Here is an 11,560-nt window from a genome sequence, read left to right as displayed (position 1 = left end):
GGGCGGCGACGGCATCGCCGGGGGTATCGGCGGCGCGCTCAGCGGCACCGGCACGGTCCTCGGGCTGGTCCCGGCCGGCCGGGGCAACGACTTCGCCCGCGCCCTCGGCCTGCCCACCGAGCCGGCCGCGCTGGCCCGCGTGCTGCTCGACCACGCCCCGCGCAGGGTCGACACCATCGAGGTGGAATCGGCCGTCCACCCGCGCACGGTGGTCCTCGGCAGCGTGTACGCGGGCGTCGACGCACTCGCCAACCGGCATGCCAACCGGTCCCGCCTGCTGCGCGGCTCCGCCTCGTACTACGCCGGCGGGCTGCGGGCCGTGGCCTCCTGGCGGGCGGCCACCTTCCACGTCACCGTCGACGGCGAGAAGCACACCCACCGCGGCTACACGGTGGTGGCGGCCAACTCGGCGTACTACGGGTCCGGCCGTATGATCGCCCCCGGCGCCCGCCTCGACGACGGTCTGCTCGACGTGGTGATGATCCCGGAAGCGCCGCGCAGGCTCTTCTTCGCCATGATGAACGAGCTGAAGACGGGCGCCCACGTGGCCCGTCCCGAGGTGCGCGTCCTGCGGGGCAGGGAGATCACGGTCGAGGCCGACCGCGCCGTTCCCTACGGTGCCGACGGCGAGGTGGACGCCGTACTCCCCGTCACCGCCCGGGTGCTGCCGGGCGCGCTCGCCGTGCTGTCCTGAACCCCGGCTGTCAGCATGGACGCGTGGCACTTGTTCCGGGCGTGGTGTGGCAGGCGGGTCCCGTTCGCAGGGCCCTGGGCGCCGGGCTGGCCGCCGGGGTCTTCTTCGCGGCCTTCGTGCTGATCGAGTCGGCGTCGTGGGTGGCCGCGGCCGTGGTCGTCGTGGTGCTCACGCCCCTGCACGGCATCAGGACCGCCCGCCGCCTGGGCCGCGCCTGGCCCGGCGCCCGCGAACTCGCCCCCGACGACCGGGCGGCGGTGGTGCGCGCCACCCGGCACGGAGAGCCGATCGGCGACGCCCGGCTGGCGCCGGCCGTCCTCGGGTACGCCGAGGGTCTGCGCCGGGTCTGCGCGGAGGACCAGCTCCGCCGGTGGGTGGTCGCGGCGGTCGGTGTCCTGTCACTGGCCCTCGCGGTCAGCGACACCCTGACCGGGTCGGCGGGCGAGGCGGTCGCGTCGTGGCTGCTGCTCGTCCTCTGCGTACTGGACCTCGTCTGGTATCCGAGGCGGCGGGCCCTCCTCATGGAGCGCGTCGCGCGAGCCGAGACAGCGGCCCGCGCGACCCCGAGGCCGGGCCCGCCGGACGGACCGAGCCCGGGCCCGCCGGACGGGCCGAGGCCGACGTAGCCGCCGGCCTCGGGCGCAGCCCGCCTCGGGTGCCGTCTGCTCAGGCGAAGCCCGCTTGAGGCGAAGCCCGCCTCAAACGAAGCCGCCTCAAACGAAGCCCGCCTCAGGCGCAGCCCCAGGCCGACATTCCCTGGAGCGCGGCCAGTCGTCTGGCCACCGCGATCTGTTCCGCCCGGCTGGCGAGGTCGGCGCGGGGGGCGTACTTCAGTCCGCCCGCCGCGATCCAGCTGGACTGGGCGAACTGCAGCCCGCCGTAGTATCCGTTGCCGGTGTTGGCCTTCCAGTTGCCGCCGGACTCGCAGGCGGCGATGGAGTCCCAGTCGGCGCCGTATCCGCCCGAGGGGAGCGCGGTCGCCGCCGGTGCGCAGGCCAGCGCGGCGGTGGTCGCCGCGGCCAGCAGGACCCCGCGCACAGCCTGACGGCGGCGAGGGTGACGGCCCGGGGCGCTGTCGATGTTCTGCTGCAAGATCATGTGCAGACTGTTACATCATATGAACAGAAAGTAGCCAGGAGGCGCGCCGGGCGGCGCGACGAAGCGGCACGCCGGGCGGACAAAGCGGGTCCGCGAGCTGTTCGAAGCGTCCTCGCCGGGGGCCGCCGCGCTTCTTCGTCGCCGTCCACGCGGCCCACGTGGACGTGGAGCTGCTGCTCGCGGGCGAGTCCATGACCGCCGTGACCCTGCTCGTGCTCGCCCTGCTGAAGAACTCCGAGATGCGCGCCGAACACGCCATCCAGCGCAAACTCGACGCCATCGCCAGGGCGCTGCTGGAGATGAACAAGGACAGGCCCGGCCAGGCCTTCCAGGACCTGCGCGATTCGATCCGGATGGAGGAAGAGACCTGACCGAGCCCGGCGAAACGCCGCCGGGGTCCTTCCCGGCATCCGCCGAAGCGGCCACTATGCCGCGTCATGGACATTCTGCTCGTCGCCAGCGCGTTCAACAGCCTGTCCCAGCGTGTCTACGCCGAACTGTCCGACCACGGGCACCGGGTGGACGTCGTCCTCGCCTCCCACGGCCCCGACGCCGTCCGCGCCGCCGTCGCCGGGACGCGGCCCGAGCTGATCATCGCCCCGATGCTCAAGACGGCCCTGCCGGAGGACATCTGGCGGGAGCACACCTGTCTCATCGTGCACCCCGGCCCCCCGGGGGACCGCGGCCCCTCGTCCCTCGACTGGGCCATCGCCGAAGGGGCGGGCCACTGGGGCGTCACGGTGCTCCAGGCCGAGGCCGCCATGGACGCCGGCGACATCTGGGCGTCCGCAGCGTTCCCCACCGCCCCGGTGGGCAAGAGCGACCTCTACCGCAACGAGGCCTCCGACGCCGCCGTCGCCGCCGTGCTGCAGGCGGTGGGCCGGTACGCGGACGGCGCGTTCAAGCCGCGCCGGCAGAACGACTCCTCCCTCCGCGTCGTCTGGCGCGACCCCCTGCGCCAGGAACGGCGGCGCATCGACTGGGACCACGACGGCACCGAGACCGTACTGCGCAAACTGCGCGGCGCCGACTCCCAGCCCGGCGTGCTCGACGAACTGCTCGGCCGGGAGGTCTTCCTGCACGGCGGCCACCCCGAGGACGAACTGCGCGGACGCCCCGGAGAACTGCTCGCCGCCCGGGCCGGCGCCGTGTGCCGGGCCACCCGCGACGGCGCGGTGTGGATCCCCGAGCTCAGGCCGCGCAAGAACTCCGGCGACCCCGCCCCGTTCAAGCGCCCGGCCACCTGCGTGCTCGGCGCGCTCGACCTCCCCGAGTCGCCCGTCCCCCTCGAACTCCCGCCCGGCAGGCGGACGTTCAGCGACATCCGGTACCGGCAGCGGGGCGACGCCGGCTTCCTGGCCTTCTCCTTCCCCGGCGGTGCGATGAGCACCGGCCAGTGCCGCAGGCTGCTCGCCGCATACCGCTACGCGCTCACCCGCCCCACCTCGGTCCTGGTCCTCGGCGGCACCCGCGACTTCTTCTCCAACGGCATCCACCTCAACGTCATCGAGGCCGCCCCCGACCCGGCCGCCGAGTCGTGGACCAACCTCAACGCCATCGACGACGTGGTCGAGGCCGTGCTGCGCACCACCGACCGGCTCGTCGTCGCCGCGCTCGGCGGCAACGCGGCCGCGGGCGGCGTCATGCTGGCGCTCGCCGCCGACGAGGTGTGGTGCCGCACGGGCGCCGTCCTCAACCCCCACTACCGCAGGATGGGCCTGTACGGCTCCGAGTACTGGACCCACAGCCTCCCGCGCCGGGTGGGTGCGGCCACCGCCGAGCGGCTGACCACCGAGGCCCTCCCGGTCAGCGCCCGCACCGCCGCCGGAATCGGCCTGGTGGACCGTCTGGTCCCCGTCCCCGCCGCCGACTTCGCCGCCGAGGTGGACCGCCTCGCCACCGAACTCGCCGGCGCCCCCGGCCTCGGCCGGCGGATCGAGGCCAAGGCGGCGGCACGTGAACGCGACGAGGCCGTACGCCCCCTCGCCGCCTGCCGCGAGGCCGAACTCGCCCGCATGCACGCCATCTTCTCCGACCCGGACGCCCCCTACCACGCGCTGCGCTCGGCGTTCGTGCGCAAGGTCCCGAGCGGCTCCGCCCGCCCCCTGAGCCCGGCCGCCGACCCGCTCACCGGAGGCACCCGATGACGCCGCCGCCCCCCACCCGGCTGCTGGTCGCGGGCGTCGGCAACATCTTCCTCGCCGACGACGCCTTCGGACCGGAGGTGATCCGAGCCCTGGAGGACCGTCCCCTGCCGCCCGGTGTGCGCGTGCGCGACTTCGGCATCCGCGGCCTCGACCTCGCCTACGAACTGCTCGACGGCTACGACACCGCCGTACTCGTCGACGCCTGCCCGCTCGGCCACCGGCCGGGCACCCTGTCCCTCATCGAGGCGGAGCCTCCCGGCGGCGAGGGGCCCGGCGCGGCCCCGCCCGAGGCCCACGGCATGGACCCGGCCAAGGTACTGGCCCTGGCCGCCCACCTGGGCGACGGGCCGCTGCCCCGCGTGCTGGTCCTCGCCTGCGAACCCCAGCGGCTGCCGAGCGGCGAGGAGGACATCGCGCCCGGACTCAGCGACCCGGTGCGCGAAGCCGTCGGCGGGGCCGTCACGGCGCTGCACACCATGGTCCCCGCGCTGCTCGCCGATCCCTCGGCCGCCGACCCGTTGGGCCGCCCGGAGGAATCGGCCCCGCCGCTCACGGCTGCGCTCCCGCACCTGACGGCCGGCACGGCCGAAGATCGGTGACGCGCCCGCGTCCGCCTTCCCTCCCCCTCTTCCCGTATCCAGCCGACCCCGAGGAGCAGTGCCATGTGCCGGTCCGTCGACGTCAAGCAGGCCGTCCTCGCGAAGAACGACGACCTGGCCGCCGCGCTCCGCGCCGACCTGGCCGGCCGGGGCGTGGCGGTGGTCAACCTGCTGTCCAGCCCCGGCAGCGGCAAGACCGAACTCCTCGGCCGGGTGCTGGCCCACGCCGTCGCCGCGGGTGTACCGGTGGCCGCGCTCACCGCTGACCTCGCCACCGAGAACGACGCCCGGCGCCTGGCCCGCTCGGGCGCGCCGGTGCGGCAGGTGCTCACCGACGGGCTCTGCCACCTCGAGGCGCGGCAGGTGCGCGGACACCTGGAGGACTGGCTGCCCGCCGGCACCGAGGTGCTGTTCGTGGAGAACGTCGGCAACCTCGTCTGCCCGGCCTCCTACGACCTCGGCGAAACCCTGCGGATCGTGCTGATGGCGGTCACCGAGGGCGAGGACAAGCCGCTGAAGTACCCGACCGCCTTCGGCTCCGCCCACCTCGTCGTCCTCACCAAGACCGATCTGGCCGCACCGGCCGGCTTCGACGAGGACGCCTTCACCGCAAACGTGCGGCGCGTCAACCCCGGGGTGGAGATCGTACGTTCCTGCGCCCGCACCGGCGACGGTGTCGCCGCCGTGCTCGACCGCGCGCTCGCCGCCCGCGACGGCGCCCCCCAGCACCACCCTCCCCTCGCGCCCCGCCCCCACAGCCACGACCTCGACGACGCCCACGGCGACGCCCCCGGCCACACCCACACCCATCCCCATCCGGCATCCGTGCCCGCCTCATGACCACGCCCGCCACCGGCACGGTGCGCCGCCGGCTCACCGTGCGCGGCACGGTCCAGGGCGTCGGCTTCCGGCCGTACGTGCACCGCCTGGCCGCCGATCTGGCGCTGGCCGGGTTCGTCAGCAACACCACGAGCGGGGTGCTCATCGAGGTCGAGGGGCCACCGGACGGCGTACTGCGGTTCTGCGACCGGCTCGCCCAGCAGCCGCCGCCCCTGGCCGCCGTGACCGGCATCGGCCACGAGGACCTCCCGGCCACCGGCACCACCGATCCCTTCGCCATCCGTCCCTCCGCGCAGTCCACGGGCCGCACCCAGCTCCCGCCCGACACCGCCACCTGCGCCGACTGCCTGCGCGAACTGGCCGACCCGGCCGACCGCAGGCACCGCCACCCGTTCATCACCTGCACCCACTGCGGCCCCCGCTTCACCATCGCCACGGCCATGCCCTACGACCGTCCGGTCACCACCATGGCCGGCTTCCCCCTGTGCACCGCCTGCGCCCGCGAGTACGCCGACCCCGCCGACCGGCGCTTCCACGCCCAGCCCGTGGCCTGCCCCGACTGCGGCCCGCGCCTGCGCCTGGTGCCCGACCCCGGCAGCGGCGCCCGGCCCGCCAGGGACGGCGAGGCCCTGGCGGCGGCCCGGGCGCTGCTCGCCGCGGGAGGCATCGTCGCCGTCAAGGGCGTCGGCGGCTACCACCTGGCCTGCGACGCCACCGACGCCCCCGCGGTGGCCGGCCTGCGCGCCCGCAAGGAACGCGGCGGCAAGGCCTTCGCGGTGATGTGCCGCGACCTCGGCACCGTGCGGGAGATCGCCGACCTCACCGAACGCGAACAGGCGGTGCTCACCGGTCCCCGGCGGCCCATCGTGCTGCTGCCCCGCGCCACCCGGCCCGGCGCCCTCCGCCTCGCCGGCCAGGTGTGCCCCGGCAGCCCCCACGTCGGCGTGCTCCTGCCCTACACCCCCGTGCACACCCTGCTGCTGGGGCTGCCCGGAGACCCGCCGGGCCCCCGCGTGCTGGTGATGACCAGCGGCAACCGCTCCGGCGAGCCCATCGTCACCGACGACGAGGAGGCAGTGACCCGGCTGGCCGGAATCGCCGACGCCTGGCTCACCCACGACCGGCCCATCGCCTCCCCCTGCGACGACTCTGTTCTCAGGGTGCGTCCCGACGGCACCGAACAGGTGCTGCGCCGCTCCCGCGGCCATGTGCCCCGCTCCCTGCGCCTGCCCGTCACCGTGCGCCCGGCGCTCGCGGTGGGCGGCGACCTGAAGAACGCGCCCTGCCTCGGTGAGGGCGAGCTGGCCTGGTTCGGCCCGCACGTCGGAGACATGGGCGACCTCGCCACCCTCGAGGCCGCCCGGCGCGCCGAACGGCACCTGCTGCGTCTGACCGGCGTCACCCCCGAACTGGTCGCCGCCGACCGGCACCCCGGCTACCACTCCGTCCGCTGGGCACGCGAGCGGGCCGCCGGACTCCCCGTTCCCGAACCCGTGCTCGTCCAGCACCACCACGCCCACATCGCCTCCGCGATGGCCGAGCACGGCCTCGACGGCGCCACGCCCGTCATCGGCGTCGCCTTCGACGGCACCGGATACGGCGACGACGGCACCGTCTGGGGCGGCGAGGTACTGCTCGCCGACTACGCCGGCCACCGGCGCTTCGCCCGGCTGACCCCCGCCCCGCTGCCCGGCGGTGACGCGGGCGTCGCCAACCCCTGCCGGCTCGCCCTGGCCCGGCTGTGGGCCGCCGGCCTGCCCTGGGACCCGGGCCTGCCCAGCGTGGCCGCCTGCACACCGGAGGAACTGACCGTACTGCGACGGCAGTTGGAGCGCCGACTGGCCTGTGTGCAGACCTCCAGCATGGGCCGGCTGTTCGACGCCGTGTCCTCCCTGGTGGGCGTGTGCCACCGCGCGGGCTACGAGGCCCAGGCCGCCCTCGAACTGGAGGCGGCCGCCACCGGGGCACAGGACGCGGACCCGGTGGCGTACCCCTTCGGGTTCACCACCGGGCCGGGCCCGCTGGACTGCGACCCCGCGCCCATGCTGCGCGCGCTCCTGGCCGACCAGCGGCGCGGCACCCCCGCCCCGGTCCTCGCCGCGCGCTTCCACCGCGGCCTGGCGCGGGCCGTGGCGGAGATCTGCCGGCGGGCCCGGACGGCGACCGGGCTGACCACCGTCGTCCTCAGCGGCGGCGTCTTCGCCAACGGCCTGCTGGAGGAGGAGTGCGCCGCGCTGCTCGCCGCGGACGGCCTGACCGTGCTGCGCCACGGCGAAGTACCGGCGAACGACGGCGGACTGGCCCTCGGTCAGCTCGTCGTCGCGGCGCACACACCGCGCCGCGCCCCGACCGGCTGACCCGAACCGGCCCTCCCGGGCCGTCCAACACCTCATGGAGTGACTCATGTGTCTGGCAGTGCCCGGCAAAGTCGTGTCCATCGACCACCGAGCCGACCCGCTCACCGGGGTGATCGACTTCGGCGGAGTGCAGAAACAGGCGTGTCTGGAGTACCTGCCCGACCTCCGGGTGGGGGAGTACGTGATCGTCCACGTCGGGTTCGCCCTGCAACGGCTGGACGAGGCGTCCGCCCGGGCGTCCCTGGAGCTGTTCGAGCAACTGGGGCTGCTGGAGGAGGAGTTCGGCGACGCCTGGCGCCAGGCCGCCGAACAGGCCGGGGACGCGGTCCCGCACAACCCCGAGAGCGCGCACGACAAGAGCGGGAGTGAGGCACGGTGAAGTACATCGACGAGTTCAACGACCCCCACCTGGCCCGGCGGCTGCTGGACGAGATCCGTGCCACGGTCACCCGGCCGTGGGCGCTGATGGAGGTCTGCGGCGGCCAGACCCACTCGATCATCCGGCATGGTATCGACCAACTGCTGCCCGAGGAGGTCGAGTTGATCCACGGGCCGGGCTGTCCGGTGTGCGTGACCCCGCTCGAGGTCATCGACAAGGCACTGGACATCGCCGCGCGCCCCGACGTGATCTTCTGCTCCTTCGGGGACATGCTCCGTGTGCCCGGCACCGACCGCGACCTGTTCCGCGTCAAGGGCGAGGGCGGCGACGTCCGCGTGGTGTACTCCCCGCTCGACGCCCTGCGGCTGGCGAGGGAGAACCCCGGACGGCAGGTGGTGTTCTTCGCCATCGGCTTCGAGACCACCGCGCCCGCCAACGCCATGGCCGTGCACCAGGCCCGCCGCCTGGGCCTGGACAACTTCAGCCTCCTGGTCTCCCACGTGCGGGTGCCACCCGCCGTCGAGGCCATCATGACCGCGCCCGCCTGCCGTGTGCAGGGCTTCCTGGCCGCCGGGCACGTGTGCAGCGTGATGGGCACCGCCGAGTACCCGGAGCTGGCCGAGCGGCACCGCGTCCCCATCGTGGTCACCGGCTTCGAACCGCTCGACATCCTCGAGGGCATCCGCCGCGCCGTGCACCAGCTGGAGCGCGGCGAGCACCGGGTGGAGAACGCCTACCCGCGCGCGGTGCGCGAGGCCGGCAACCCGGCCGCCCTGCGCATGCTGGAGGAGGTCTTCGAGGTCGCCGACCGCTCCTGGCGCGGCATCGGACGCATCCCCGCCAGCGGCTGGCGGCTGTCCGACGCCTACCGCCCCTACGACGCCGAGCACCGCTTCGACGTCTCCGGCATCCGCACCGAGGAACCCGCCGTCTGCCGCGCCGGCGAGGTCCTCCAGGGCCTGATCAAGCCCACCGAGTGCGCCGCCTTCGGCACCACCTGCACCCCGCGCACCCCGCTCGGCGCCACCATGGTCTCCAGCGAGGGCGCCTGCGCGGCCTACTACCTGTACCGCCGGATGAACGGCCAGGCGCCGCAAGGGGTTTCGGCCCCGCAGGGCGACTCGGCCCGCCAGGGCGCCCCCGCGCGGGGCTCCCGCATCCCGCAGGAGGAGATGAACTCCATTGGCTGAACTCGCTTCCGTCCCGTCCGAGACGCCCGTCGACCCCGCCAACTGGACCTGCCCGGCGCCGCTGCGCGACCAGCCGGTCGTGGTGATGGGGCACGGCGGAGGCGGCGCCCTGTCCGCCGAGCTGATCCACGACGTCTTCGCCCCGGCCTACGGCAATCCCACCCTCGCCGCCATGGGCGACTCCGCCGTCCTCCACCTCGGCGGCGCCCGGCTGGCGTTCTCCACCGACTCCTACGTCGTACGCCCGCTGTTCTTCCCCGGCGGCAGCCTCGGCGACCTCGCGGTCAACGGGACCGTCAACGACCTGGCGATGAGCGGCGCCCGGCCCGCCTACCTCTCCGCGGCCTTCGTCCTGGAGGAGGGCGTGGAGCTGAGCGTCGTCGACCGGGTCGCCCGCGCGATGGGCGCGGCGGCCGAGGCGGCCGGCGTCACCGTCGCCACCGGAGACACCAAGGTGGTGGAGGCCGGACACGGCGACGGTGTCTACGTCACCACCGCCGGCATCGGCCTCGTGCCCGAAGGGGTGGACATCCGCCCGCAGCGGGCCCGGCCCGGCGACGCCGTCATCGTCAGCGGCCCGATCGGCCTGCACGGCGTGGCCGTGATGAGCGTGCGCGAGGGACTGGAGTTCGGCATCGGCATCTCCAGCGACACCGCGCCGCTGGCCGACCTGGTCGCCGCCATGCTGGCCGTCACCCCGGACGTCCACGTACTGCGCGACCCCACCCGGGGCGGCCTCGCGGCCTCCCTCAACGAGATCGCCCGCGCCTCCGGCACCGGCGTACGGCTGCGCGAGCGCGCGATCCCCGTCCCGGACGCGGTCGTCAGCGCCTGCGGATTCCTCGGCCTCGACCCGCTCTACGTCGCCAACGAGGGCCGCCTGGTCGCCTTCGTGCCGCCCACCGAGGCCGAGGCCGTCCTCGCCGCGATGCGCGCCCACCCGCAGGGGAGCGAGGCGGCCCTCATCGGCGAGTGCGTCGCCGAACACCCCGGCATGGTCGTGGTCGCCACCGCCCTCGGCGGCACGCGCGTGGTCGACCTGCCGCTCGGCGAACAACTGCCGCGCATCTGCTGAGCGTTCACGCCGAACGCTCAGGCCGTCCCCTCACGCGACGACCCCGCCGGTGCCCGGGTACCGGCGGGGTCGCGCTCTTCCGGCAGTTCGCCTCCGGCCCGACGGCCGTCAGGTGGGTCCGTCCGGACCGGCGTCGATTCCGGTGATCTCCAGCTCCCGCCCGCAGCGCAGCTCCCGGGACGGGCGATCGCACCGCGGGCACCAGAAGAACGGCGGCATGCCCACCGCGAACTCCTCACCGCACGGGCCGCAGTACGCCACCGCGGTGACCTGCTCCACCACGAGCCGCGCGCCGGCCAGCGAGGTGCCCTCACGCGCCACCTCGAAGGCGAAGTCCAGCGCGTCGGGCACCACCCCGGACAGCTCGCCCACCCGCACCCTCACCGCGGACACCGTGCTCGCGCCATCGGCGCGGGCGAGGCCGTCCGCGTGCTCCACGATCGCCTCGGCGATCGACAACTCGTGCACCGGCTACCGCCGTCCGGCCGGCCGCGCGTCTGCGCGCACCGCCCTCGCCGTACTCACCGCGCCCCCCGCGTCCGGTCCGCACCCCGGCGCGCCAGCGTCTCCAGCGGTACGAACGCCGGGGCCGCCCGCCGCTCGGCGGGGCTCGGCAGCACCTCCACCGACGCCAGTTCCGGCGCGGCGGCGAGTACCGCCGCACGGACCGCCTCGGTGACGTCCCCCGACCCGCTGCCGCAGCCCGAGCCGCATCCGCCGCCCGTGCTCACCCGCACCCGCGCCACCTGTCCGTCCACGCCCGCCCACTCCACGTCGCCCCCGCGCTCGCGCACGGCCGGCCGCAGCCGCTCCACCGCACGTGCCGCCCGGTGCTCCGCGGAGTCGGGGTGGATCGCGTGCAGCACCAGCAGGTGGCCGAGGAGTTCGTCCTCGGACAGCCGCCGGGCCAACTCGCCGTCCGCCCGGTCCAGCACGCGGGCCAGCGCCTCTCCGTAGACCTCCGTCAGCAGGCCCACCGCCTCCAGCGCGGCGCGCACGCTCGGTCCGGGCGCGTCCTCGAGCCCGGCCAGCACCTCGTCGACGCGGGCGAGCCGCGCCTCGACGTCCGGGTCCGCCAGCCGGCTCCCGCTGCCCATGTCGGTCGTCGTGGTGTCAGGCATGGGTTTGGGGGCCGTAGGTGGGGGTGTGGTGGGTGGTGAGGGTTTTGCCGTTGCCGGTGT

The 11,560-nt window shown here is 75.0% G+C and carries 13 protein-coding genes; 10 read left to right on the top strand and 3 right to left on the bottom strand.

Going from position 1 to position 11,560, the window contains the following annotated elements:
* Positions 1-694: diacylglycerol kinase family protein (locus IE249_RS08720; protein WP_229857883.1), on the top strand; the 694-nt coding region annotated here is incomplete at its 5' end.
* A 23-nt stretch (positions 695-717) separates the two neighbouring features.
* A complete protein-coding gene (locus IE249_RS08715) occupies positions 718-1,320 on the top strand; it encodes a hypothetical protein (RefSeq protein ID WP_189704205.1) in 603 nt (200 codons plus the stop codon).
* Positions 1,321-1,423: 103 nt separating this feature from the next.
* On the opposite strand, the gene IE249_RS08710 is transcribed toward IE249_RS08715, so the two are convergent.
* The gene (locus IE249_RS08710) at positions 1,424-1,792 is read right to left on the bottom strand and encodes a transglycosylase family protein (RefSeq protein WP_189704204.1); all 369 of its coding nucleotides are present in this window, start codon (positions 1,790-1,792) and stop codon (positions 1,424-1,426) included.
* A gap of 158 nt (positions 1,793-1,950) precedes the next feature.
* On the opposite strand from IE249_RS08710, the gene IE249_RS08705 reads away from it, so the two are divergent.
* The 8 genes from IE249_RS08705 to hypE all read left to right on the top strand — a co-directional run bounded on the left by IE249_RS08705 (position 1,951) and on the right by hypE (position 10,379).
* Positions 1,951-2,163, top strand: coding sequence for a hypothetical protein (locus IE249_RS08705; protein WP_229857882.1), 213 nt, complete (start codon positions 1,951-1,953; stop codon positions 2,161-2,163).
* A gap of 66 nt (positions 2,164-2,229) precedes the next feature.
* On the top strand, positions 2,230-3,939 hold the full coding sequence (locus tag IE249_RS08700; protein WP_189704203.1) for a hydrogenase maturation protein: 1,710 nt from the start codon (positions 2,230-2,232) through the stop codon (positions 3,937-3,939).
* Positions 3,936-4,538 (top strand): hydrogenase maturation protease, encoded by a 603-nt coding sequence (locus tag IE249_RS08695; RefSeq protein WP_189704202.1) that lies wholly within the window; start codon positions 3,936-3,938, stop codon positions 4,536-4,538. Before IE249_RS08700 ends, IE249_RS08695 begins: the two co-directional genes overlap by 4 nt.
* A 63-nt stretch (positions 4,539-4,601) precedes the next feature.
* Positions 4,602-5,378 carry a hydrogenase nickel incorporation protein HypB gene (gene hypB, locus IE249_RS08690; RefSeq protein ID WP_189704201.1) on the top strand — a complete coding sequence of 259 codons (777 nt, stop codon included), beginning with the start codon at positions 4,602-4,604 and terminating at the stop codon, positions 5,376-5,378.
* Entirely contained in the window at positions 5,375-7,735 is a 2,361-nt protein-coding gene (hypF, locus tag IE249_RS08685; RefSeq protein WP_189704200.1) for a carbamoyltransferase HypF, read from the top strand. Before hypB ends, hypF begins: the two co-directional genes overlap by 4 nt.
* A 46-nt stretch (positions 7,736-7,781) precedes the next feature.
* Positions 7,782-8,114 (top strand): HypC/HybG/HupF family hydrogenase formation chaperone, encoded by a 333-nt coding sequence (locus IE249_RS08680; protein ID WP_189704199.1) that lies wholly within the window; start codon positions 7,782-7,784, stop codon positions 8,112-8,114.
* Positions 8,111-9,304: a hydrogenase formation protein HypD gene (hypD, locus tag IE249_RS08675; protein ID WP_189704198.1), complete on the top strand. Its 1,194-nt coding sequence runs from the start codon at positions 8,111-8,113 to the stop codon at positions 9,302-9,304. Before IE249_RS08680 ends, hypD begins: the two co-directional genes overlap by 4 nt.
* Entirely contained in the window at positions 9,297-10,379 is a 1,083-nt protein-coding gene (hypE, locus tag IE249_RS08670) for a hydrogenase expression/formation protein HypE (RefSeq protein WP_308434318.1), read from the top strand. Before hypD ends, hypE begins: the two co-directional genes overlap by 8 nt.
* Before the next feature lie 108 nt (positions 10,380-10,487).
* Here hypE and hypA read toward each other — a convergent pair whose 3' ends face one another.
* Together hypA and IE249_RS08660 are read right to left on the bottom strand one after the other, a co-directional pair.
* The gene (gene hypA / locus IE249_RS08665) at positions 10,488-10,847 is read right to left on the bottom strand and encodes a hydrogenase maturation nickel metallochaperone HypA (protein ID WP_189704197.1); all 360 of its coding nucleotides are present in this window, start codon (positions 10,845-10,847) and stop codon (positions 10,488-10,490) included.
* Between the two features lie 53 nt (positions 10,848-10,900).
* Positions 10,901-11,500 (bottom strand): NifU-related iron-sulfur-binding protein, encoded by a 600-nt coding sequence (locus IE249_RS08660; RefSeq protein ID WP_229857881.1) that lies wholly within the window; start codon positions 11,498-11,500, stop codon positions 10,901-10,903.
* Positions 11,501-11,560: the final 60 nt, after the last annotated feature.

The sequence above is a fragment of the Streptomyces anandii JCM 4720 genome, assembly GCF_014650655.1.
Lineage (GTDB): Bacteria > Actinomycetota > Actinomycetes > Streptomycetales > Streptomycetaceae > Streptomyces > Streptomyces anandii.
Note: the sequence above shows the minus strand (reverse complement) of the source record. Positions and strands in the feature narration are given on the sequence as shown.